This window comes from Leucobacter sp. UCD-THU (assembly GCF_000349545.1).
GTDB lineage: Bacteria > Actinomycetota > Actinomycetes > Actinomycetales > Microbacteriaceae > Leucobacter > Leucobacter muris.
On record NZ_KB714604.1, the window covers coordinates 246,971 to 268,755 of the forward strand.

Here is a 21,785-nt window from a genome sequence, read left to right on the forward strand (position 1 = left end):
GCCCGCCCTCGGAGCGCCCGGCCTGCGCGGCCCGCGGGCTGTGCCCGCGCGAGTGGTCGATCAGCGCTCGTCGCTCGCGGAGGCGGGGCATCTTTCGACCACTCGCGGGGTGCGGGCTGGTCTCGCGCGAGCGGCGCGGCGCCGGGCTGGTTGCGGGGACCGCTACTTAGCGTTACGGTGTAGTGGTACCCAGTAATGCTATGTAGTGAGAGGCGGGGCCGTGGCGCGGCAGATGACCGAGATGCTGAAGGGCGTGCTGGAGGGCATCGTGCTCGCCATCATCTCCGGACAGCCGAGCTACGGCTACCAGATCCGCGCACGGCTCCAAGAGCTCGGCTTCGCCGACATCGCCGAGGGAACCGTCTACGCCCTGCTCGTGCGCATCGAGCAGCGAGGTCTCGTCGCCGTCGCCAAGACCCCGTCCGAGAAGGGCCCGCCGCGCAAGGTGTACTCCCTCAATGCGCGGGGCGGTGCCTACCTCGACGAGTTCTGGGAGTTGTGGGGCTTCCTCTCCGACCGCATCACCCAACTTCGACAGGGAGCAGCCTCATGAGCACATTCCTCGACACCATCCTCGGCGACCTCGGCGAGAAGCGCCGCTGGCGCGAGTGCCAGGCGCGCATCAAGACGCTGCCAGCCGACTACCGCACGGCCACCCAAGCGGTCGAGCGCTACCTCATGCACTTCGGCGCCGTATCGAAGGGGGAGGTGCTGGTGCGCATGACCGAGGACCTCGCAGACCTCTTCGAGCAGGCCGCAGCAGACGGCACTCCGGTGCGCGCCGTCGTCGGCGACGATCCGGTCGCGTTCGCCGAGACCTTCCTCGCGAACTACTCGGAGGGGCAGTGGATCAACAAGGAGCGGCGCCGGCTTGCGGCCGCGATCGACGCGCTCGACGGCGCCGACGATGTCGACGGAGGTCGGAGGCCATGAGCGCCGCCGCACGGGCCTCCCAGGCGCTCCCGGCCCCCGCGATCCGCATGAGCGGGATCACCCGGTCGTTCGGCGCGGTCGAGGTGCTGCGGGGCGTCGACCTCGCGGTCGAACGGGGCGCGATCTGCGCGCTCCTCGGCTCGAACGGCGCGGGCAAGACCACGCTCGTGCGGATCCTCACCACCCTGCTGCGCGCCGACTCCGGCGAGGCCTCCGTCGCCGGCTTCGACGTGTCGAGCCGGCCCGCCGAGGTGCGCCGCGCGATCAGCCTGACCGGGCAGTTCACCGCGGTCGACGGCGTGCTCACCGGGCTCGAGAACCTCGTGCTGATGGCGCGGCTGCGGCACCTGCCGGATCCCGAGCGCGCGGCGCGCGAGCTGCTGCAGCGCTTCTCGCTCACCGAGGCGGGGGATCGGCGGGCCTCGGCGTACTCCGGCGGCATGCGGCGGCGCCTCGACCTCGCGATGAGCCTGATCGGCGACCCCGAGGTGATCCTGCTCGACGAGCCGACGACCGGGCTCGATCCCGAGGCCCGGCTCGAGGTCTGGCAGGCCGTGCGCGAGCTCGCCCGCGGAGGCACGACGGTGCTGCTCACCACGCAGTACCTCGAGGAGGCCGAGCAGCTCGCGGATCGCATCGCGATCCTGCATCGGGGCCGGATCATCGCGAACGGCACCCTGCAAGAGCTGAAGGAGCTGCTGCCGCCGGCTCGCGTCGAGTACGTCGAGAAGCAGCCCTCGCTCGAAGAGGTGTTCCTGGCGGTCATCGGGGCCGGCAGCCGAGAGGAGGAACGGTGAACCGCTACCTGATCCACGACACCGGTGTGCTGCACGCGAGGCTGCTGCGCCACGTGCTGCGCAGCCCCGACACCCTCATCACCACCGCCGTGATGCCGATCGCGATCATGCTGATGTTCGTCTTCGTGCTCGGCGGGGCGATCGACACCGGAACCACCCCCTACGTCGACTACATGCTGCCCGGCATCCTGCTCATCACCGTCGCGTCGGGCGTCTCCTACACCGCGATGCGCCTGTTCCAAGACCTCAACACCGGCATCTTCGAGCGCTTCCAGTCGATGCCGATCGCACGCTCGTCGGTGCTCTGGGCGCACGTGCTGACCTCGCTCGTCGCGAACCTCGTCTCGCTCGCGGTCGTCGTGGCCGCCGCGCTGCTCGTGGGGCTCAGGAGCGGCGCGGGAGTCGGGGAGTGGCTCGCGGTGCTCGGGATCCTGGTGCTGTTCACGCTCGCGCTCACCTGGATCGCGGTGATCCCCGGCCTCGCGGCGAAGAGCCTCGACGGGGCGGTCGCCTTCTCGTATCCGCTGATCTTCCTGCCCTTCGTCAGCTCCGCCTTCGTGCCGACCGGCACCATGCCCGCGCCGGTGCGGTTCTTCGCCGAGCACCAGCCGGTGACGTCGATCGTGGACGCGATCCGCGGCCTGCTCGCGCAGCAGCCCGTGAGCGGCGAGATCTGGGTGGCGCTCGCCTGGTGCGCGGGGATCCTCGTCGCCGCGGCGGGCGCTTCGATCGTGCTGTACCTGCGTCGGGCAGGCTAGGCGCCCGAGCGCGGGGCGGCACGCGCGTCGCGCGTCGCGTGGCCCGCGCCGCGGCGACCGGCGCGAGTGGTCGAAAAGCGCTCGGCTCGCGCCTCGGCGGTGCCCTTTTCGACCATTCGTCGGGATGCAGCTGGCTCGACTCGGCTCCCGAGCCCGGCTCCGCCGGACCCGGGCTGCGCACCGGGATCCTGTTCGCACGCCCCGCCTCGATTCGCGCCGCCTCGGCGCGCCCCGTCACGCGGTGATGTTGGCGCTGTCGCCGCCCGTCGCGGCGAAGCTCGTGCCGCTGACCGTGCGGGCCTCCTCCGACGCGAGGAACACGACGAGCGGGGCAACGTCGTCGGCTTCCACCCACGGCACCCCCAGGGGCAGCTTCTTGCGCTGCGCCGCCGCTGCCGCCCGTTCGTCCTGCCCCACGTCGCCGCTCGGCTCGTTGCCGCCGCTGCGGATGATCTGCGCGTAGCGATCCTCGTGCCGCGTGAGCTTCGTGTCGATCAGGCCGGGGATCACGGCGTTCACGGTGATCCCGTACCGCCCGAGCTCCAGCGCGGCAGACTTCATGAGGCCGAGCAGCCCCCACTTCGACGCCGAGTATCCGGAGCCGTCGAGGGTGCCGTGCTGGCCCTGAGTCGATGAGGTAATGATGATGCGCCCGCCGCCGCGCTCCAGGAGCAGGGGCGCGGCCGCGCGCAGCACGTTCGCTGTGCCGGTGAGGTTGATGTCGATATGGTCATCCCAGAGCTCGTCGCTCATCTCGAGCAGTGGGGCGAACCCCTGGATCCCGGCGTTGGCGAACACCACGTCGACGCCGCCGAACCGATCCGCGACCTGTGCGAAGCCCTCGCGGACGGCGCGCCTGTCGCGCTGATCGAAGACGACCGGCAGCCACTCGGCGCCGGCCTCCTCGACGAGCCGACCGGTCTCGGCGAGATCGTCGGGCGTCGCGGGCTCGTAGTCCATCGCGGAACTGACGGGCGCCGCGATGTCTGCGCCCGCGATGCGGTACCCGGCTCTGGCGAGTGCGACCGCGGAGGCGCGGCCGATCCCTCTCGCCGCCCCGGTGACCACCGCTACTCGACTCTCGCTCATCGCCCGCTCCTCGCCTCGCGCTGCTTTTCCCCAGCCTAACGAGCGAGCCGTGCGTGTTCCAGGGGCCTCCGGCATGGTTCGGGGCGCCCGGCCGGTGCGCGTCGAAGCGGAGCGGTGAGTGCCCCCGGCAGGATTCGAACCTGCGACCGACGGATTAGAAGGCCGTTGCTCTATCCACTGAGCTACGGAGGCAAGGGTTCCAGCGTAGCGCAGCGGGGCGCAGCGGGGCGCGGCCGCGCGCGATCGGCCATCGCGGCGGCGGCCGCCGCGGCCGCCCTCCTGGCAGTCGCTACGCTCGGGCGTCGGGCAGCTCGCGGTGGCCGCCGAACTGCTGGCGCATCGCCGAGAGCACCTGGTTGGCGTAGCGATCCTCGCCCCGCGACGAGAAGCGCTCGAACAGCGACGCCGCCAGCACGGGCACGGGCACGCCGACGTCGATGGCGGCCTTCACGGTCCAGCGGCCCTCGCCCGAGTCGGCGACCCGACCCGCGAGTCCGTCGAGGGAGGGGTTCTCGCGCAGCGCGGCGGCGGTGAGGTCGAGCAGCCACGACGAGACCACCGATCCGCGCCGCCACAGCTCGGTCACTCTCGAGGTGTCGATGTCGAATCGGTAGAGCTCGGGCTCGTCGAGCGGGGCGACCTCGGCGGCGTGCTCGGCGGAGAGCTCGTCGCGCTCGGCGCCGGCGTTGGCGTGCTCGAGCAGGTTGAGGCCCTCGGCGAAAGCCGCCATCATGCCGTACTCGATGCCGTTGTGCACCATCTTCACGAAGTGGCCGGCGCCGGTCGCACCGCAGTGCAGGTAGCCGAGCTCCTCGGGGCTGTGCTCGCCCTCGCGGCCCGGGGTGCGGGCCACGTCGCCGGCGCCGGGGGCGAGGGATCGCAGCAGCGGCTCGACGGCGGCGACGGCCTCGTCGGGGCCGCCGACCATGAGGCAGTAGCCGCGTTCGAGCCCGAAGACGCCGCCGCTCGTGCCGACGTCGACGTAGTGGATGCCGCGCTCGGCGAGTTCCCGGCCGCGGCGCACGTCGTCGCGGTAGTGGGAGTTGCCGCCGTCGATGAGGATGTCGCCGGCGCTCAGCAGCCGCGCCGTCTCGGCCACGGCCTCGCCGGTGAGGCCGGCCGGGATCATCAGCCAGATCACGCGCGGCGCGGGCAGCGCCTCGACCAGCTCGGCGATCCCGGCGACGCCCTTCGCCCCCTCGGCGGCGAGAGCCTCCACGGATCGCGGGTCGACGTCGTACGCGACGCACGCGTGCCCGACGCGCATGGCGCGGCGGGCGATGTTCGCGCCCATGCGGCCGAGTCCGATGATGCCGAAGTGCATGAGGGGGTCCTCCTGGTGCGTGGGCGTGGTGCGGGGTGGTGCGGCGTGGTGCGGATGCTGGGGCGGGGCCGGTCAGTCGCTCGGGATCGTGGTGATGGCCTCGGTGGCCCCGGGCAGCCGGCGCAGCCCGAGGCGTCGGATGATGTCGGACGCGAGCTCGCGGGGGCTGCGGTCGACGCCCATGACGATGCCGTTCTCGTCGGGCTCGAGGGGCTCGAGCGTCGCGTACTGCGAACCGAGCAGGCTCTGCGGCATGAAGTGGTCGAGGCGGCGGCTGAGCCGCTCGGAGACCACGTCGCGCGATCCCTCGAGGTGCACGAAGAGCACGCCGTGGCCGCCGATGCGGTCGCGGTAGATGCGCCGCAGGGCCGAGCAGGTGACGATGCCGGGCATGCCCGCCTGCTGGCGATCCCGGATCCACTCGGCGATCCTGTCGAGCCAGGGCCAGCGATCCTCGTCGGTGAGCGCTTCGCCCGCGGCCATCTTCGCCACGTTTGCCTCGGGATGCAGGTCGTCGCCCTCGGCGAGATCCCACCCGAGCGCGCCGGCGAGGAGACCCGCCAGGGTCGACTTGCCGCAGCCGGAGACGCCCATCAGCACGAGCACGGTCGGGGTGTCGTTCTGCGCCATGTCACACCACCAGGTCCAGCAGCAGCACGCCGATGAGGCCGACGACCGAGATGAGGCACTCGAGCACGCTCCAGGTCTTGAAGGTCTGGGGCAGGTTGGTGCCGAGGTACTGCTTGACGAGCCAGAAGCCGGCGTCGTTGACGTGGGAGAGGAACACCGAGCCGCTGCCGATCGCGAGCACGAGCAGGGCGACCTCGGGCGAGGGGAGCGTCGCGGCGACGGGAGCCATGAGCCCCGCGGCGGTGACGGTGGCGACCGTGGCCGAGCCGGTGGCGACGCGCACGAGCACCGCCACGACCCAGCCGAGCAGCAGCACCGAGATGCCGCTGTCGATCACGGCCCGTGTGATGACCTCGCCGATGCCGGTGTCGATGAGCACCTGCTTGAACGCGCCGCCCGCGCCCACGATGAGCAGGATCCCGGCGATGGGAGGCAGGCTCTCCTCGAGCGTCTTCGAGACGCTGGAGCGGGTCATGCGGGCGCCGCCGCCGAGCACGAAGATGCCGAAGATCAGGGTGATGAGCAGTGCGATGGCGGGCGTGCCGAGGAAGTCGATGATGCTCCACCAGAAGCCGCTCGGCTCGGCGACGAAGACCTCGGTGAGCGCCTTCACCATCATCAGCACGACGGGCAGCAGGATCGCGGTGAGCGCCGCCGCGAAGGAGGGGCGGGGGCGAGCCTCCGCCTGGTCGCCATCGGCTCCGACGAACATCTCGGGCACGGGCACCGGGGCCCACTTGGCGGCGTAGGTGCTGAAGAGGGGGCCCGCGACGATGACGGTGGGGATCGCGACGATGACGCCGAAGGCGAGGGTGAGGCCGAGGTTCGCGCCGAGCGTGTCGATGGCGACGAGGGGGCCGGGATGGGGCGGGACGAGGCCGTGCATCGCCGAGAGGCCCGCGAGCGTGGGGATCGCGATCTTCATGAGGGCGAGGCCTGAGCGGCGGGCGACGAGGATGATGATCGGGATCAGCAGCACGAGGCCGATCTCGAAGAACATGGGCAGGCCGATGACGGCGCCGACGAGGCCCATGGTCCACGGCAGCATGCGCGGGCTGGAGCGCTTGACGAGCGTGTCGACGATGCGGTCGGCGCCGCCGGAGTCGGCGAGCAGCTTGCCGAACATCGCGCCGAGGGCGATGAGCACGCCGACGCCGCCGACGGTGGAGCCGAAGCCCGCAGTGAAGCTCGTGAGGGCCTGCAGCGACTCCATGCCGGCTGCGATGCCCACGCCCAGCGCGCCGATGGTGAGCGCGAGGAAGGGGTGCACCCTGAGCCAGGTGATGAGCAGGATGATGANGACGATGCGGTCGGCGCCGCCGGAGTCGGCGAGCAGCTTGCCGAACATCGCGCCGAGGGCGATGAGCACGCCGACGCCGCCGACGGTGGAGCCGAAGCCCGCAGTGAAGCTCGTGAGGGCCTGCAGCGACTCCATGCCGGCTGCGATGCCCACGCCCAGCGCGCCGATGGTGAGCGCGAGGAAGGGGTGCACCCTGAGCCAGGTGATGAGCAGGATGATGACGGCGAAGCCGGCGAGCGCCGCGACGATGAGCTGCGCGTCCGAGCCGACGGGGACCACCTCGTCGGCCATGGGGAAGAGACTCGTGGGAAACATCCTCGTTCCTTATCCTTCTTCGGGCTCCGGGTGGAATCCTGCGGAGCGGCTGCCGAGGCGGCTGAAGCGAGACTAACCAAATAAGCAGTTTATTTCAAGAATGCTTCGGAAATAAGTCGTGTATATTTCGGGAGCGTGGAATGAACTCTGTTCATAACCGTAAGCTGAGGGTGTGAGTCAAGGACCGCTGCACGCCGAGATCGCCGAACGCTGGGGCGCCGAGATCGCCGCAGGGCTGCGCGCCCCCGGCGAGCGGCTCTCGGTCGAGGAGGCCGCCGCGGCCCACGGCGTCTCGCGCAGCGTGATCCGCGAGGCGGTGCGTGTGCTCGAGTCGCTCGGCATGGTCACCGCGCGGCAGAGGATCGGCATCACGGTGCAGCCCTCGAGCTCCTGGCAGCCCTACGACGAGCGCGTGCTGCGGTGGCGGCTCGACGGCCCCGAGCGCCCCGAGCTGCTCCGCACGCTCAGCGAGCTCCGCGCGGCGGTCGAGCCGGCTGCGGCGCGCCTCGCCGCGCACCGCGCGACCCCCGTGCAGTGCGGCGAGCTGGCGGCCGCCTACGTGGGCATGGCGAGCACCTCGCGATCCGCCGACGCCGAGGAGTACCTCGCCCACGACATCACCTTCCATCGCACGCTGCTCGAGGCCTCGGGCAATCCGATGTTCGCGAGCCTCGGCAGCGTCGTCGTGGCCGTGCTCGAGGGGCGAACCCACCACGCGCTCATGCCGCACGTCGCGAGCGCCGATGCGCTCGCGCTGCACGGCGAGGTCGCCGCGGCCGTGCGGGCGGGCGACGCGGATCGTGCCGAGGCCTGCGCCCGCTCGATCGTGGACGAGGCGGCGGTCGCGATGCTGCGCGAGGGGCGCGGCTGAGCGGCGTCAGCCCCGCTGCTTCGCCGCTGCCTTCGCGGCGCGCTTCGTCTCTCGCACCTTGAGCAGGGTCTCGGGGGAGGTGATGTCGGCGACGCTGCGGAAGGATCCCTCCTCGCCGTAGGGGGTCGACGCCTCCCGCCAGCCGGCGCCGTCGAAGCCGCACTGCTTGCCGAGCAGCGCGAGGAAGATCTTCGCCTTCTGGTCGCCGAAGCCAGGCAGCGCCTTGAGGCGCTTCAGCACCGTCTTGCCGTCGGGCTCATCCTGCTGCCAGATGGCCGAGGCGTCGCCGCCCCACTCGTCGACGATCGTGCGGCACAGCGTCTGCACCCGCGCCGCCATCGACCCGGGGAACCGGTGCACGGCGGGCGACTGCTTGAAGGCGGCGGCGAAGTCGTCGGGGTCGCAGTCGGCGATGGCGGCGGCATCGACGGCGCCGATCCGCTGCTCGATCTTGAGCGGCCCCGAGAATGCGACCTCCATCGCGACCTGCTGATCGAGCAGCATGCCGATCAGGAGCGCGAGCGGGTTGTCGGTGAGCAGGCGGTCGGCCTCGGTGTCGTCGGTGAGGTGCAGATCCATGGCCCCAGTATCGCATCCGGGGCTCCCGATGCGCTGCGGCGCTGCGCCGCGGGATGGGTCGGATCCGAGGAGACCGTGCTAATGTAAGCAGTGCTTACTTTGTGAAGGGGTATCGATGGGCTCCGAATCCGCTCGGGCGGCATACCACCACGGCGATCTGCGGGCGTCGCTGGTGCTCGCCGCCCTCGAGATGCTCGAGGCCGGCGAGTCGTTCTCGCTGCGCGCCATCGCCCGGCGAGCGGGCGTGTCCACGGCCGCGCCCTATCGGCACTTCGCCGATCGCGACGCGCTCGAGTCGGCGCTGGCCGTGCACGGCCTGCACGAGCTGATGGACGCGATCACCGGCGATGGGCGTGCGCCGGCATGCGCCGCCGACGTGGCCGAGCTCGCGGTCGGGTACGTGCGCTTCGCCCTGCGGCGTCCGGCGCTCTTCCGGCTGATGTTCGGGCGGGAGTGCGACGAGCAGGACGACGATCGGGTGCGCGCGGCCGGGGCCCTGCACGAGTACCTCGAGAGTGTGATGGCCGACATCTTCCCGCACGCCGACCCCGTCGCCCTGGCGACGGCCGGCTGGTCGCTCGCCCACGGGCTCGCCTTCCTGCACCTCGACGGCAAGCTGCCGAATGCCGACCCGAGCGCCGTCGACGAGCGCGTGCGCGCGACCTTCGCCGCAGTCACCCCCTCCCCATCATCCGATCCCGAATCGAGGGCCTCATGACCTCCAGACGCGTACTGATCGCGGTCACCAACGTCGACCGCTACGACGCCGACCCGTCGCACCCGACCGGCCTCTGGCTCTCTGAGCTGACCCACGCCTTCGACGTCTTCGCCGAGCGGGGCTTCGAGCAGACCCTGGTGAGCCCCGCAGGCGGCAGATCGCCTCTGGAACCCCGATCGCTCGCCTTCCCGAACCTCGACGGCTCCGCCAAGTCCTGGTATCGCGATCCGGTGCGGATGGCGCTGCTGGAGCATACGGCAGCCCCCGAGGAGGTCGACTCGGCCGACTACGACGCGATCTACTTCACCGGCGGCCACGCGGTGATGTTCGACTTCCCCGGCAGCGAGGGGCTGCAGCGGATCACGCGCGACATCTTCGAGCGCGGTGGCGTCGTCGGGGCGGTCTGCCACGGCTACTGCGGCCTGCTGAACACCCGACTCTCCGACGGAGGCCATCTGGTGGCCGGCCGCAGCATCACCGGGTTCTCCTGGCGGGAGGAAGTGCTCGCGGGCGTGTCGAAACTCGTGCCCTACAACGTCGAGGAGCGCATGAAAGCGCGCGGCGCGCGATACTCGAAGGCCCTGCTGCCGTTCGTCTCCAACACGGTCGTCGACGGGCGGCTCGTCACCGGGCAGAACCCCGGCTCGGCGAAGGAGACCGCGGCGGCGGTCTCAGCGCTTCTCTGACGCGCCGCACGACCACACCGAATCGACCAGGGAGACACACCATGCAGACGATACTCGGAGCCGGCGGCCAGATCGCCGAAGAGCTCGCCCGCGAACTCCACCGGAACTTCACTCAGGAGATCCGCCTCGTGAGCAGGAACCCCAGCAAGATCCACGACACCGATCAGCTCGTCCCCGCAGACCTCATGGATGCCGAGGCCACCGATCAGGCCGTGGCGGGCAGCGACGTCGTGTACCTCACCGTCGGCCTGCCCATGGACTCCACCCTCTGGGAGCAGAAGTTCCCCACCATGATGGCGAACACGATCGCGGCCTGCCAGAAGCACGGCAGCAGGCTCGTGTTCTTCGACAACACCTACATGTACCCCCGCACCGCCGCGCCTCAGACCGAGCGCACTCCGTTCGAGCCGGTCGGGCGCAAGGCGACGGTGCGGGCCCGGATCGCCACGATGCTGCTGCGCGAGATGGAAGCCGGTGCGATCGACGCCGTGATCTGCAGAGCCCCCGAGTTCTACGGGCCGGGCAAGACGCAGAGCCTCACCAACTCGGCCGTGTTCGATCGCATCGATCAGGGCAAGCGGCCCCTCGTCCCGCTGAACGCCCGCGCGAAGCGCAGCCTCATCTGGACTCCGGACGCCAGCCGGGCCATGGCGCTCATCGGCAACACCCCCGACGCCTACGGGCAGACGTGGCACCTGCCGATCGACCGGGATCGCCTCACCTACGCGCAGCTGATCGGCATCGCCTCCGAGATCTCCGGCCGGGAGATCGCGTTCACCACGGTGCCCGAGTGGGTGTTCAAGCTGGGCGGGCTGGTCAGCCCGGCGGTCAAGGAGGCGGCCGAACTGCTGCCGCGCTATCGCCAGGACAACGTCTTCGACTCGTCGAAGTTCGCGACGCGGTTCCCGGGCTTCGAGGTCACCGACTATCGATCGGGGATCGCCGAGATGCTCGGCGAGGGGTGACGGGCGCCGGCGGTCGGCCCGGGTCTGGCCCGGCGCCCAGGGGCAGACCGGGGCCAGACCCGCCGCCGTGATCGCCGGCTACTCGAAGCGGTTGACCATGGCGAGCGCGGCCCGCTCGACGTAGTCGCGGAACGCGGCATCGTGCATCGGCGGCAGCGCCGCCTCGTCGAGCGCGGCGTGCATGTGCTTCAGCCACCGCTCCTTCGCGTCGGGCGTGACGGGGAACGGCGCGTGACGCATGCGCAGCCGCGGATGACCCCGCTGCTCGGAGTAGGTCGTCGGCCCGCCCCAGTACTGCTCGAGGAAGGCGCGCAACCGCCAGATCGCGCCCTCCCAGTCGGCGTCGGGGTACATGGGCGCGAGCACCGGGTCTTCGCGCACGCCCGCGTAGAACGCGCGCACGATGCGCTCGAACGTCTCGGTGCCGCCCACCTGGGCCCAGAGGGTGTCGGTCACCGCGGGCCCCTCTTCGCTCGCCCGCAGGGTCAGCCTCGGCGGGGGCGGTTGCTGTTCGTTCACGCTGCACCTCCCGGGTACTTCGGCAGCTCGGTGGCGAGCTGGATGCCCGCTTCCTGGAAGCGGCGGATCAGTGCGGCGCGCAGCGCGCGCTGCACCGCCCACTGCGCCTCGGGGCGCGTGCGCACCGCGAGCCGCAGGGTGGCGCGGTCTCCGAAGGCGCTCTCCACACCCCAGATCTCGGGCTCGCCCGATATCTTCCGGGCGATCGCGGGGTCGTGCACGAGGCCCTTCGCCGTCTCGAGCGTGACGCGCTCCACCTCGGCGAGATCGCTGTCGGCGCGCACCGTCACGTCGATGAGCGCGCGGCCCCACCCCTGGGAGGAGTTGCCGAGGGTGAGGATCTCGCCGTTGCGCACGAACCAGAGCGTGCCATCCATCGCTCGCACCTGGGTCACCCGGATCCCCACGTCCTCGACGGTGCCGCTCACCTCGCCGATCGTGACGATGTCGCCGACGCCGAGCTGATCCTCGAACACCATGAAGATCCCGTTCAGGATGTCCTTCACGATGTTCTGCGCGCCGAAGGCGAGGCCCGCGCCCACGATGCCGGCGGAGGCGACGAGCGCGCCCACGTTCACGCTGAGCTCGGAGAGCACGAGGATCAGCGCGATCACCACCACCACCCAGGTGATCACCGCGCGGCCGACGGTGCCGAGCGTGCGCGTGCGCTGCACGGCGCGCGCGTTCACGTAGGGCGCGGCCTGGATCTCCGAGGTGGTGTCGACGTCCTGCGCGCGTTTCACGCCCTGCACGATGCGGGTGACGGTGCGCATGAGGATCCTGCGGAGCACCCAGTTGAGCACCACCGCGACCGCGACGATCAGCAGGATCCGCAACGGCACCTGATACGCCGTCACGAAGTCGACGAACGCGTTGCCGACCACCTCCGGCACGTCCTCGACGCCCTCGAACCGGAATGCCGCCATCAGGCCTCCCGGTCCGCCCGCTGTGCGCGGAGCGCGCGCTCGACGCCCGCGAGGTGCTCGACGATCATGCGGCGCAGCGCGGCGGGCGCGTCGACGTGGGCGGCGAGCCAGGCGCGCGTGGCCTCGGCAAGCTCGACGTTCGCGAGGGGGGCCGGGTAGAAGCCGTCGATCAGCTCCTCGGCGATCGCGTAGCTGCGCGACTCCCAGACGGGCAGCAGCGCCGCGAAGAAGCGGTCGATGAACGGCTCGAGTAGCGCGCGGTCGTGGGCGCGCGTGAAGCCCGCGCCGGTCGCGCGCACGATCGCGTTGGGCTTGTCGCTCTCATCGAACACCGAGGCCCAGGCGCGCTCCTTGTCGGCGGCGGTGGGCAGTGCGGCGCGGGCGTGCGCGGCCGACTGGTTGCCGTTCGCGGTGCGGTCGGTCTCGAGCTGGCGCTCGATCCGATCCGCGTCGGCACGACCGCCGGCGGCGAGCGCGGTGAGCAGCTCCCAGCTGAGATCGGTGTCGATCTCGAGGCCCTCGAGCGGGGCCGATCCGTCGAGCAGGCTCTGCACCCGGTCGAGGTGCGCGTCGCTCGCCGCCAGCTGCGCGAACGCCTTGACGAACTGGAACTGCGCGTCGGAGCCGGGCTCCGCCGTCTCGGCGAGGCCCTGCAATCCGTCGGCGACCCGGGCGAGCGAGGTCTCGCGCTGCGCGGGATCCACGTAGCTCGCGGCCGCGAGCAGCAGCTGGCCCAGCACGGTGCGCAGCGTGGTCGACGCGGTCTCGCGGCCGATGTGCGCGAGCACGATGTCGACGAAGCGGGAGGCGGGGAACTCGGCGTCGCGGGTCGCGTCCCAGAGCGTGCCCCACACGAGGGCGCGAGCGAGCGAGTCGTCGATGGCCCCGAGGCGCGCAGCGGCGGTGTCGAGCGAGCGCTCGTCGAGGCGGATCTTCGCGTAGGTGAGATCGTCGTCGTTCAGCAGCAGCAGCTCGGGCTGCTCGGCGCCGAACAGTTCGGGCACCTCGGTGCGAGCGCCGTCGACGTCGAGCTCGACGCGGTGCACCCGGCGCAGGGAGCCGTCGACGAGGGAGTAGAGGCCCACCGCGATGCGGTGCGGGCGGATCGTCGGGTACTCGGCGACCGCGCTCTGCTCGATCGCGAACGAGGCGTAGCGGCCGGCGTCGTCGAGCTCGAACACGGGGCGCAGCGTGTTGACACCCGCCGTCTCGAGCCACAGCTTCGACCACTCCGCGAGGTCGCGGCCGCTCTGCGCCTCGAGCTCGGTGAGCAGATCGACCAGCTCGGTGTTGCCGTGGTGGTGCTTCACGAAGTAGTCGTGCACGCCGCGCATGAACGGCTCCCGCCCCACCCAGGCCACCAGCTGCTTGAGCACCGACGCGCCCTTCGCGTAGGTGATGCCGTCGAAGTTGACGAGCACGTCTTCGAGATCGCGGATCTCGGCGACGATGGGGTGCGTCGAGGGCAGTTGATCCTGCCGGTACGCCCACGACTTCTCGGAGGCCGCGAACGTGGTCCAGCAGTCGCTCCACTCGGTCGCCTCTGCCACACCGAGCGTCGACATGTACTCGGCGAACGACTCGTTGAGCCACAGGTCGTTCCACCAGCGCATCGTCACGAGGTCGCCGAACCACATGTGCGCGAGCTCGTGCAGGATCGTGACCACGCGGCGCTCGCGCATGGCGTCGGTCACCTGACTGCGGAACACGTACGCCTCGGTGAAGGTCACCGCCCCCACGTTCTCCATCGCACCCATGTTGTACTCGGGCACGAAGAGCTGGTCGTACTTGTCGAACGGGTACGGGTAGTCGAACTGCTCCTCGAAGAACGCGAAGCCCTCGCGCGTCTTCTCGAAGATGTAGTCGGCGTCGAGGTGCTCGCCCAGCGACTCGCGGCAGAAGACGCCGAGCGGGATGGTGCGGCCGTCGCGGCTCGTGAGCTCGCTGCGCACCACGCGGTAGGGGCCCGCGATGAGTGCCGTGATGTAGCTCGACATCACCGGGGTGGGCTCGAAGCTCCAGGTGGCGATCGCCTGCTCGGCCCAGTCGTCGCCCTGCGCGCCGGCCTTCTCGCCCGCGGCGACGGGCTCGGGCGTCGGCTGGTTGCTCACGACCTGCCAGCGGGCGGGAGCCGTGATTGTGAACCGGAACGTCGCCTTGAGGTCGGGCTGCTCGAACACCGCGAACATGCGGCGGGAGTCGGGCACCTCGAACTGCGAGTAGAGGTAGACCTCGCCGTCGGCCGGATCGACGAAGCGGTGCAGGCCTTCGCCCGTATTCATGTAGCGCTGGGTCGATGCGATCCGCAGCACGTTCTGCTCGGCGAGTTCGGGGAGCTGCACTCGCGAGTCGGCGAAGACCGATACCGGATCGAGTGCGCGGCCGTTCAGCTCGACGCTCTCGACCGAATCGGCGATGAGATCGATGAAGGTGGAGGCGCCTGCGCGTCCGCCGAAGCGCACCGTGGTGACCGCGGCGAAGGTCTCCGCCCCGGTGGTGAGGTCGAGCTCGACCTCGTAGCTCTCGGTCGTGACGATGGTCGCGCGATCGCGCGCTTCGACGCGGGTCAGGTTCTCTCCGGACACGGTGCTCCTTCGGGCGTTACGTTCTGTGTCGGGGCCGGATCTCGCGAAGGATCGGCCCGCACGATGGGAAGTATCGGCACCAGCCTATGCCCGGACGCTATGGCCGGACTCAGGAAGCGGCCCCTCCTTCCGGGCGGCGGCGGCGGGTCGTAGACTGGGCCCATGAGCAACGCCACACCCGAAGTCGAGTTCTGGTTCGATCCGATCTGCCCCTGGTGCTGGATGACCAGTCGCTGGGTCGCCGAGGTCTCCGAGGCGCGCGGCTTCGAGGTGGCCTGGCACCCGATCAGCCTCGCCGTGCTCAACGAGGGCCAGAACGACCGCCACGGAGATGCGCACCGGCAGGGGCACCGACTCGGGCGCGTCGTCGAGGCCGCGCGCGTGGCCCACGGCGAGCAGGTCGTCGGCCCGCTCTACACCGAGATCGGCACCCGCGTGCACCCGGGCGGGCGCACGGACTTCGACGCGATCATCGCCGACTCGCTCGAAGCGCTCGACCTGCCCGCAGCGCTCGCCGCAGCGGCCGATGACGAGCAGAGCGACGCGCAGCTGCGCGCCAACACCGGCCACGCGATGGAGATCGCGGGCCCCGATGTGGGTGTGCCGATCATCTCCGTGAACGGCGTCGCGTTCTTCGGTCCCGTGGTCACGCCCGCGCCGACGGGCGACACCGCCCTGCAGCTGTGGGACGGCATCGTCGCCGCTGCGACCGTGCCGGGTTTCTACGAGCTCAAGCGCGGTCGCACGGTCGGTCCGCAGTTCTGATCGGCGTGAGCGCCGTTCCGACGGGGCCCGCGAACCGCACCCACTACTTTCCGACCAGCAGGTACGAGCCGCTGCTGCGCGAGCGCGTGATCGACTCCGCGCTGCGAGGCGGTCCGGCGCTCGTGGTCTGCTGGGGCGGTAGCGGGGCGGGCAAGTCCGTCGCCGCCGCGCAGATCGCGGTGCGGCTGAGCGGTGGCGACACGCCGGCAGTCTGGGTGAGGTTTGGCGCCGACCGGTCGGACGCCGCGGGCGCCTGGCAGGCGATTCTGCAGGCGCTCGTGGATTCCGGGCTCGTACCAGAGGATTCGGAGCTCGGACGCATGCGGGGCTCGGAACTGCCTGCGGGCGTTGAGCCCCTGACGCGGGCGATGCGCGCGGTCGGGCGCGGGTTCCCGGAGCGGCTCGTGCTGGTTCTCGATGACCTGCATCTCGTCGGCGACGGCGCCTTCGAAGCCGACCTGCTCGAGATGCTCGAGACGCATCGGATGCTGAGCGTCGTCGTCGCGTCGCGCTCCAGACATGCCCGGCTGGTCGATATCGACGCGCGCATGCGTGTCCCCGTGAGGGAGATCACGGCGAGGGAGTTGCAGTTCGGCCGCGACGAGATCTCGTCGTTGCTGGCGCGCAGGCTGCCCGAGCTCGACAGCGCAGCGCGTGATCGCCTCGCGGTCGCGATCGAGCGCGGTTCCGGAGGCTGGCCCTTAGCCGCCCACGCCGCGATCGTCGAGCGCGAGTCGGGAAGAGGTGCCGCCGCCCATCGCGTGTTCGTGCGGAATCACGTCTCCCGCATGCTCGCGCACGCCGGTGAGCACGGTCGGGAAGTGCTCTGCGCAACGGCGCTCTTCGACGAGATCTCGAGCGGCGTCGTCGCCCGGATGTTTCAGGTCGACGAGGAGCGGGCCCTCGAGATGCTCGAGGGGTCGTCGGAGACCGGATTCGGATACTGGGAGAGCGACGACGGCACGCGTTGGTACCGGCACCACGATCTGATCCGCGAGGAGCTGCGGCGACGCGCGGAGATCGAAGTCGGAGCCGTACGTCTGCGCACTCTCTACCGCCGCGCCGCCGTCGTCTTCGAACCGATCCGGCCCTTCCAGGCGGTGCGCGCCGCGCTCCAGGCCGAGGCGTGGGACCTCCTGGAACCCATGCTGCTGGCTCGCAGCTTTCAGCGTCTGGGCCGAAGAGAGGATCTGGTCGGCGAGAAGTGGCTGCGGGATATTCCGTCTGCGGTACGGGATCGGCACCCGGTGATCGCCGCGTTCGCGCTGATCGATGAGTTCGCGTACCCTCGTGGTCGATTCGACACGGTGATCAACGGCTTCAAGATGCTGACAGGCTCGCGGCTCGCGGAGGAGTCCGAGAAACGGGGGCTGCCCGGAGCCGTCGCATCAGCCCTGCGCATGGTGGCGGCTCGCCTCAGCGGTAACCAGGAGTTGGCGCTGCGCATGGCTGATCGCTTCGAGATCGCGATCGAGGATTTCGATGAAGCGACGCGCATGACATTGAAGCGTCCGCTCTGGACCGGCACGACCCAGGCCGCCGTCACCTATCTGCACGCGTCGCGCTTCGACGACGTCGAACGAGTGCTGCTGCGGTGCGACTTCGACGAGGAAGAGACGCCGCTCGGCGAGGTGCACACCCTCGCGCTCGGAGCCTTCTCCGACGCCTGGCGCGGCTGGATGCTGCGGCTGGGGGAGCGGATCGAACGGTGCGAGAGCCAGGAGACGCCGATGGGCTGGCGCACCTCCTATACGGGTTCGGGGTACCGCATCGCGGCGGCTGTGCAAGCGCTCGAGGCGGGCGACCCGGAGCGCGCCGAGAATCACCTCGACGCGCTCGTGCCGCACGAGCCCACCATCGAGCACTGGCCGTACCTCGAGGTGCTGCGCGCCCTCGTGCTCGAGGAGCGCACCGGCTCGCGATCCGCACTCGACTCGTTCGAGTGGCGCCTCCAGCAGCGGCGGAGGCGATTTGCGACGCTGCCCGCTCACCGCCGCATGCTGGCCGAGTTTCGGGCTCGACTGCAGTGGCGGGCCGGGATGGTCGTTCGCGGTTCGAAGCCGAGCAGCGCTGACCTCGGCAGCGCGTACGCGGCCCTGAGCCGGGGAGATGACGCTGCCGCCCGCATGATCGTCGCAGCCCTGCAGCGCGAGCCTGGGCTCGCCGGCGCTCCCCGCAGAAGAACCGAGCTCCTGCTCGTGCAGGCCGAAGCCGAGCGTCGAAACGGTGATTCCGGGTCTGCATCGGATAGCGCGAATGCCGCGGCCGGACTCATGCGTGAGCACGGCCTCAGCCTGCCTCGGCTCGCGGTCACGGACGATGCTCTGCATAGGCTCGCAGAGCTTGCGCCGTCACTCGCCGGGTGGGTGGAGCCGACGGGGACCGCAGCCGGTGTCGGCGATGAGATCCGCGCGCTGTCGGCCGCGGAACTGCGCGCCCTCGCGGCAACGGTGCGGCACGGGACGGTTCCGGCGGCTGCTCAGGCGTTGTTTTTGAGCACCGACACCGTGAAGTCCCACATCAGGCGGGCATACCGGAAGCTCGGCGTGAACAGCCGTGAGGAAGCGGTCCGGATGGCGATCGAGGCGGGGATGTTCGAAGGAGACGGCGGTGACCCGGATCTGCCTCGGGCGGCTTTCCGCGGTAACTAGGGATGGGTGATCGTGAGCGCCGAGACGGCCGGGCCGAGGTCGGCCCGTTGGGCGGTCGGAACGGCTCGCGCCGCACTGCCGTCGAGGTCAACATCGCGAAGCTCCTACTCCTCGCAGCGCTTGCTCCGCTCGTGGTCGGAGGCCTCGCACAGCGAGCCTCGGCGCTGGTGGGAGCCGCCGAGGCTCCCCGGATCGTGGCGGTCGTCGTGGCCGTCGGCGCGCTCTGCGCGGTCGTCGGTGCGCTTGGCTTCGGCGCGCTCACCGATCTGGTGCCTCGGCCGGGGAAGTGGTGCTGGGCGCTCATCGCCTCGGTGATCGGCACACTTGGTCTCGTGCTCGCGGCCGGAGAAGCGGTGCCCGCGCTCATCTGCGGGTGGGGACTCGCTCAGTTCGGGTACTCGGGTTCGATGGCGGTCCTGCGCTCCATGCTCGCCTCAGTCGCGGAATCGTACCGACGCCGCGGATCCGTCGTCATGGTGATGAGCGGCTACCTCGGTGCGCTGATCCCGATCTTGTTGCTCATCGCTCTGCCCGGATCCGCCTGGCACATCACCTTCGGCTTCGCCGCCGCGGGCGTGCTGCTTCCCCTTTCGGTGCTACTCGCGCGGCGTCGAGCCTTCCTGCGCGCGCGCGAGGACGATCCGCACGCGCGGATCGCGGAAGCCGCGACCCAGACTGCGTCCCCTGAGCCCCGGGCAACTCCGGCGTCCGCATCGCTTCGCCAGGCCCGATCCCTCCCGGGCTGGACAGTGCTGGTCGTGCAAGTCGCCTCCACTGCAGTGCTCGCAGCGTTCCTGACGTTCCACCCGCTCGATCTTGAGCACCGCCTCGGCGTTCATGGACCGGATGCTGTGCGCAGCAGCGCCCTCGTGCTGGCAGCCGGACTGTTCGGCCTCCTCTCCGTCGCCCTGCTGCTGTTCCTGCGACCGCGGCTGTTCGGGACAGGGGCCGCAGCGCTGCTCCTCGCGGCAGCGCTGCTCGCCGGATCCATCGGCGCGCGCGCTTTCGGGATCACCCTCGGCTCGCTCGCGATCGCGGCTCTCCTCACGGGAGCAGCCGTCGCTGTGAACGCCTCCACGCTGTTGGTGACGGCGCTCGAGGGGGTGCCGCGGCACCGCGCTGGGCGGTTCATCGGGGCGTTCAGCGCTGCCGGGGCGCTCGGTCAGTTCGTAGGGCCCCTGCTGGGGCTCGCCCTACTCGGAGCATTCCGGGCCACGGACGGGGGATACACCGCGATGATCCTCGTCCTCGGCGGCCTTCCGGCGGCGTGGGGAGCGATGATCCTCATCGTCACTGCGGTCCCTCGGCGGGCTGCGCGGAACGCGGAGCCCGGACGGGCAGTTCCGGGCGGCGGGGAACGGTACGATGGTGCCCATGCGCATTCACGTCGCCACTGATCACGCCGGACTCGAATTCAGCCAGCAGTTGCAGCAGCACCTGCGCGATCGTGGGTTCGAGGTCATCGACCACGGGCCCGAGCAATACGATGCGCTCGACGACTACCCGTCGTTCTGCATCAATGCGGCGGTCGGCGTCGCGCGCGACGAGCGCGACGGAGTCGAGGCGCTGGGTGTGGTGTTCGGCGGCTCGGGCAACGGCGAGCAGATGGCAGCGAACAAGGTCGAGGGAATCCGCGCCGCGCTGGTGTGGAACGAGTCGACCGCGCAGCTCGCGCGCGAGCACAACAACGCCAACGTCATCTCCATCGGCGCGCGCCAGCACGAAGTGGCCGACGCGATCCGCTTCATCGATCTGTTCATCGACACGCCCTTCACGGGCGACGAACGCCACGTGCGCCGCATCGGCCAGCTCGGCGAGTACGAGCGCACCGGCGAGATCGCCGGCAAGCAGGTCGACGAACTGTGAACCATGCCTGAGGGGCACAGCGTACATCGCATCGCGCGCCAGTTCGGAGTGAACTTCGTGGGCACCGCACCCGAGGTCACGAGCCCGCAGGGCCGCTTCGCACAGGGCGCGGCACTGCTGAGCGGGCGCGAGATGACCGACGCTCGCGCCGTGGGCAAGCAGATGTTCCTCGAATTCGAGGGCGACCACTGGCTGCGCGTGCACCTCGGCATCTACGGCGCGTGGGACTTCGCGGGCGAGGTCGCGATCGATCCCGCCATCCAGATCCACACGACCAAGTTCGGCCGCGGCCGGCTCGGGCAGACCGGCATGGCCGGGGTGGTCGACACCCCGGTGGACAGCGCCGGCGAAGATTCGGTCGCGTCGATCGGTGCACCCCGGCGGTCGCGCGTAGCGCGCGTGCACATGGCGGAACGCGATCGAGCGGAGGCTACGAACGGCGCGTTCCCGCCCGATCCCGTCGGGCAGGTGCGGGTGCGGCTGCTCAACGAGACGGTGTGCGCCGACCTGCGCGGGCCGACCGCCTGCGAGGTGCTGACCCCCGCCGAGGTCGACGCCGTGGTCCAGAAGCTGGGCCCGGACCCCGCGAACGCGAACACGCCCGAGGAGCGCGAGCGCTTCGTGACACGCGCCCGCAAGAAGAAGACCCCGATCGGCCTCGTGCTGATGGACCAGTCGATCATCGCCGGCATCGGCAACGTGTACCGGGCCGAGATGCTGTTCCGCGCGCGCCTGAACCCGCACACCCCGGCGAACACGCTGGATCCTGCGGTGCTCGAGGATCTCTGGGACGACTGGGCCCACCTGCTCGAGATCGGCATCACCGTCGGTCAGATGATCACGATCGACGGGCTCGAGGGCGACGACTACCGGCGGGCGCTCGCCGAGCGCGACGAGCGGCACTGGGTGTACAAGCTCGAGGGCACGCCCTGCAAGCGGTGCGGAACGAACATCGTGCTCGAGGAGTTCGGCGCTCGCAAGCTCTACTGGTGTCCCGGCTGCCAGCTCTGACCGCTTATCCGCTGCCCGCTCGCTGAGCGCTCGACCGCTCGCTGAGCGCCTCGCCTCGCGCTGCGCCGAGAACGTCGCGAGCCCTCACCCCACGCTGGCGAGTGCGAACGGGAGCACGGCCGGCGCACCCGCCGCGCGCAGGGCCCGCGCCGCGACGGTCACGGTCCAGCGGCTGTCGACCAGGTCGTCGACGAGCAGGATGGGGCCGGGCGCCTGCGCCAGGGTCTCGGCGAGCTGCGGGCCGACGGCGAAGCGACCCCACACCGACGCCAGCCTGAAGGCGCTGTTACCGCCCGGGCCGGCGACCGGAACGGCCGGGTCGACGTCGAGGGAGCCGAGCAGCGGGAGGCGCCCGCGCTGCGCGATCGCCGCAGCCGTGCTGCCGACGAGCTGCGGCCGAGTGAGCGAGGGCATCGCGACGACACCCACGGGACGCGTCTCCCAGGGCCAGTCGCGCAGGGTGGCGATCACCCCCTCCAGCAGTCGGTCTTTTTTCG

21 protein-coding genes, 1 tRNA gene and 1 pseudogene are annotated in these 21,785 nt (G+C 70.7%); 13 read left to right on the forward strand and 10 right to left on the reverse strand.

Annotated features, from left to right (window positions below; all coding sequences use genetic code 11):
• The first annotated feature begins 220 nt into the window (after window positions 1-220).
• The 4 genes from H490_RS28585 to H490_RS28600 are packed head-to-tail and all read left to right on the forward strand — an operon-like array spanning window position 221 to window position 2,488.
• Entirely contained in the window at window positions 221-553 is a 333-nt protein-coding gene (locus H490_RS28585) for a PadR family transcriptional regulator (protein ID WP_017884945.1), read from the forward strand.
• Complete coding sequence (locus H490_RS28590) at window positions 550-933, forward strand: DUF1048 domain-containing protein (RefSeq protein ID WP_017884946.1); 384 nt, start codon at window positions 550-552, stop codon at window positions 931-933. Before H490_RS28585 ends, H490_RS28590 begins: the two co-directional genes overlap by 4 nt.
• Window positions 930-1,730 carry an ABC transporter ATP-binding protein gene (locus H490_RS28595; RefSeq protein ID WP_017884947.1) on the forward strand — a complete coding sequence of 267 codons (801 nt, stop codon included), beginning with the start codon at window positions 930-932 and terminating at the stop codon, window positions 1,728-1,730. The genes H490_RS28590 and H490_RS28595 overlap by 4 nt, the downstream gene beginning before the upstream one ends.
• Window positions 1,727-2,488, forward strand: a complete 762-nt coding sequence (locus tag H490_RS28600) for an ABC transporter permease (protein WP_017884948.1) — start codon at window positions 1,727-1,729, stop codon at window positions 2,486-2,488. The genes H490_RS28595 and H490_RS28600 overlap by 4 nt, the downstream gene beginning before the upstream one ends.
• 234 nt (window positions 2,489-2,722) lie before the next feature.
• On the opposite strand, the gene H490_RS28605 is transcribed toward H490_RS28600, so the two are convergent.
• The 5 genes from H490_RS28605 to H490_RS28625 all read right to left on the reverse strand — a co-directional run bounded on the left by H490_RS28605 (window position 2,723) and on the right by H490_RS28625 (window position 7,146).
• Window positions 2,723-3,577 (reverse strand): SDR family NAD(P)-dependent oxidoreductase, encoded by an 855-nt coding sequence (locus H490_RS28605; RefSeq protein ID WP_031290221.1) that lies wholly within the window; start codon window positions 3,575-3,577, stop codon window positions 2,723-2,725.
• A 119-nt stretch (window positions 3,578-3,696) separates the two neighbouring features.
• A tRNA-Arg gene (locus tag H490_RS28610) sits at window positions 3,697-3,769 on the reverse strand.
• A 97-nt stretch (window positions 3,770-3,866) separates the two neighbouring features.
• Window positions 3,867-4,901, reverse strand: a complete 1,035-nt coding sequence (gene gnd / locus H490_RS28615) for a phosphogluconate dehydrogenase (NAD(+)-dependent, decarboxylating) (RefSeq protein ID WP_017884951.1) — start codon at window positions 4,899-4,901, stop codon at window positions 3,867-3,869.
• 72 nt (window positions 4,902-4,973) lie between these two features.
• Window positions 4,974-5,531 (reverse strand): gluconokinase, encoded by a 558-nt coding sequence (locus tag H490_RS28620; RefSeq protein ID WP_017884952.1) that lies wholly within the window; start codon window positions 5,529-5,531, stop codon window positions 4,974-4,976.
• A 1-nt stretch (window position 5,532) separates the two neighbouring features.
• Window positions 5,533-7,146: a GntP family permease gene (locus H490_RS28625; RefSeq protein WP_238560353.1), complete on the reverse strand. Its 1,614-nt coding sequence runs from the start codon at window positions 7,144-7,146 to the stop codon at window positions 5,533-5,535.
• Window positions 7,147-7,318: 172 nt separating this feature from the next.
• On the opposite strand from H490_RS28625, the gene H490_RS28630 reads away from it, so the two are divergent.
• Window positions 7,319-8,017, forward strand: a complete 699-nt coding sequence (locus H490_RS28630; RefSeq protein WP_017884954.1) for a FadR/GntR family transcriptional regulator — start codon at window positions 7,319-7,321, stop codon at window positions 8,015-8,017.
• Window positions 8,018-8,023: 6 nt separating this feature from the next.
• Here H490_RS28630 and H490_RS28635 read toward each other — a convergent pair whose 3' ends face one another.
• On the reverse strand, window positions 8,024-8,596 hold the full coding sequence (locus H490_RS28635) for an HhH-GPD-type base excision DNA repair protein (RefSeq protein ID WP_017884955.1): 573 nt from the start codon (window positions 8,594-8,596) through the stop codon (window positions 8,024-8,026).
• A gap of 115 nt (window positions 8,597-8,711) precedes the next feature.
• Between H490_RS28635 and H490_RS28640 the strand changes: the two genes are divergently transcribed.
• From H490_RS28640 to H490_RS28650, 3 genes are read left to right on the forward strand one after another with little or no spacing between them, the layout of a single operon-like run.
• The gene (locus tag H490_RS28640; RefSeq protein ID WP_017884956.1) at window positions 8,712-9,314 is read left to right on the forward strand and encodes a TetR/AcrR family transcriptional regulator; all 603 of its coding nucleotides are present in this window, start codon (window positions 8,712-8,714) and stop codon (window positions 9,312-9,314) included.
• Window positions 9,311-10,000, forward strand: coding sequence for a type 1 glutamine amidotransferase domain-containing protein (locus H490_RS28645; protein WP_017884957.1), 690 nt, complete (start codon window positions 9,311-9,313; stop codon window positions 9,998-10,000). The genes H490_RS28640 and H490_RS28645 overlap by 4 nt, the downstream gene beginning before the upstream one ends.
• 41 nt (window positions 10,001-10,041) lie before the next feature.
• Window positions 10,042-10,965 (forward strand): NAD-dependent epimerase/dehydratase family protein, encoded by a 924-nt coding sequence (locus H490_RS28650; RefSeq protein ID WP_017884958.1) that lies wholly within the window; start codon window positions 10,042-10,044, stop codon window positions 10,963-10,965.
• 78 nt (window positions 10,966-11,043) lie between these two features.
• Here the strand turns inward: H490_RS28650 and H490_RS28655 are convergent, their stop codons facing one another.
• From H490_RS28655 to pepN, 3 genes are read right to left on the reverse strand one after another with little or no spacing between them, the layout of a single operon-like run.
• Window positions 11,044-11,484 carry a globin gene (locus H490_RS28655; RefSeq protein ID WP_017884959.1) on the reverse strand — a complete coding sequence of 147 codons (441 nt, stop codon included), beginning with the start codon at window positions 11,482-11,484 and terminating at the stop codon, window positions 11,044-11,046.
• Window positions 11,481-12,410 carry a mechanosensitive ion channel family protein gene (locus tag H490_RS28660; protein ID WP_017884960.1) on the reverse strand — a complete coding sequence of 310 codons (930 nt, stop codon included), beginning with the start codon at window positions 12,408-12,410 and terminating at the stop codon, window positions 11,481-11,483. Before H490_RS28660 ends, H490_RS28655 begins: the two co-directional genes overlap by 4 nt.
• On the reverse strand, window positions 12,410-14,995 hold the full coding sequence (pepN, locus tag H490_RS28665) for an aminopeptidase N (RefSeq protein WP_017884961.1): 2,586 nt from the start codon (window positions 14,993-14,995) through the stop codon (window positions 12,410-12,412). Before pepN ends, H490_RS28660 begins: the two co-directional genes overlap by 1 nt.
• Before the next feature lie 162 nt (window positions 14,996-15,157).
• On the opposite strand from pepN, the gene H490_RS28670 reads away from it, so the two are divergent.
• From H490_RS28670 to H490_RS28690, 5 genes are read left to right on the forward strand one after another with little or no spacing between them, the layout of a single operon-like run.
• Window positions 15,158-15,760 carry a DsbA family protein gene (locus tag H490_RS28670; RefSeq protein WP_017884962.1) on the forward strand — a complete coding sequence of 201 codons (603 nt, stop codon included), beginning with the start codon at window positions 15,158-15,160 and terminating at the stop codon, window positions 15,758-15,760.
• Between the two features lie 5 nt (window positions 15,761-15,765).
• Window positions 15,766-18,411, forward strand: coding sequence for a LuxR C-terminal-related transcriptional regulator (locus tag H490_RS28675; RefSeq protein WP_017884963.1), 2,646 nt, complete (start codon window positions 15,766-15,768; stop codon window positions 18,409-18,411).
• 2 nt (window positions 18,412-18,413) lie between these two features.
• Entirely contained in the window at window positions 18,414-19,808 is a 1,395-nt protein-coding gene (locus H490_RS28680) for an MFS transporter (protein ID WP_017884964.1), read from the forward strand.
• Window positions 19,786-20,277, forward strand: a complete 492-nt coding sequence (locus H490_RS28685) for a ribose-5-phosphate isomerase (protein ID WP_017884965.1) — start codon at window positions 19,786-19,788, stop codon at window positions 20,275-20,277. Before H490_RS28680 ends, H490_RS28685 begins: the two co-directional genes overlap by 23 nt.
• A gap of 3 nt (window positions 20,278-20,280) precedes the next feature.
• Window positions 20,281-21,288, forward strand: a complete 1,008-nt coding sequence (locus H490_RS28690; protein WP_017884966.1) for an Fpg/Nei family DNA glycosylase — start codon at window positions 20,281-20,283, stop codon at window positions 21,286-21,288.
• 84 nt (window positions 21,289-21,372) lie between these two features.
• On the opposite strand, the pseudogene H490_RS28695 reads toward H490_RS28690, so the two are convergent.
• Window positions 21,373-21,785: pseudogene (locus H490_RS28695) on the reverse strand (recombinase RecQ); the annotation flags it as partial.

What these genes read in the sequence shown, in the direction of transcription:
- H490_RS28590 (WP_017884946.1), top strand. Translation starts at nt 550, where the DNA reads ATGAGCACATTCCTCGACACCATCCTCGGCGACCTCGGCGAGAAGCGC.
- H490_RS28595 (WP_017884947.1), top strand. Translation starts at nt 930, where the DNA reads ATGAGCGCCGCCGCACGGGCCTCCCAGGCGCTCCCGGCCCCCGCGATC.
- H490_RS28605 (WP_031290221.1), bottom strand. Translation starts at nt 3,577, where the DNA reads ATGAGCGAGAGTCGAGTAGCGGTGGTCACCGGGGCGGCGAGAGGGATC.
- gnd (WP_017884951.1), bottom strand. Translation starts at nt 4,901, where the DNA reads ATGCACTTCGGCATCATCGGACTCGGCCGCATGGGCGCGAACATCGCC.
- H490_RS28620 (WP_017884952.1), bottom strand. Translation starts at nt 5,531, where the DNA reads ATGGCGCAGAACGACACCCCGACCGTGCTCGTGCTGATGGGCGTCTCC.
- H490_RS28635 (WP_017884955.1), bottom strand. Translation starts at nt 8,596, where the DNA reads ATGGATCTGCACCTCACCGACGACACCGAGGCCGACCGCCTGCTCACC.
- H490_RS28640 (WP_017884956.1), top strand. Translation starts at nt 8,712, where the DNA reads ATGGGCTCCGAATCCGCTCGGGCGGCATACCACCACGGCGATCTGCGG.
- H490_RS28645 (WP_017884957.1), top strand. Translation starts at nt 9,311, where the DNA reads ATGACCTCCAGACGCGTACTGATCGCGGTCACCAACGTCGACCGCTAC.
- H490_RS28650 (WP_017884958.1), top strand. Translation starts at nt 10,042, where the DNA reads ATGCAGACGATACTCGGAGCCGGCGGCCAGATCGCCGAAGAGCTCGCC.
- H490_RS28660 (WP_017884960.1), bottom strand. Translation starts at nt 12,410, where the DNA reads ATGGCGGCATTCCGGTTCGAGGGCGTCGAGGACGTGCCGGAGGTGGTC.
- H490_RS28670 (WP_017884962.1), top strand. Translation starts at nt 15,158, where the DNA reads ATGAGCAACGCCACACCCGAAGTCGAGTTCTGGTTCGATCCGATCTGC.
- H490_RS28680 (WP_017884964.1), top strand. Translation starts at nt 18,414, where the DNA reads ATGGGTGATCGTGAGCGCCGAGACGGCCGGGCCGAGGTCGGCCCGTTG.
- H490_RS28685 (WP_017884965.1), top strand. Translation starts at nt 19,786, where the DNA reads ATGCGCATTCACGTCGCCACTGATCACGCCGGACTCGAATTCAGCCAG.
- H490_RS28690 (WP_017884966.1), top strand. Translation starts at nt 20,281, where the DNA reads ATGCCTGAGGGGCACAGCGTACATCGCATCGCGCGCCAGTTCGGAGTG.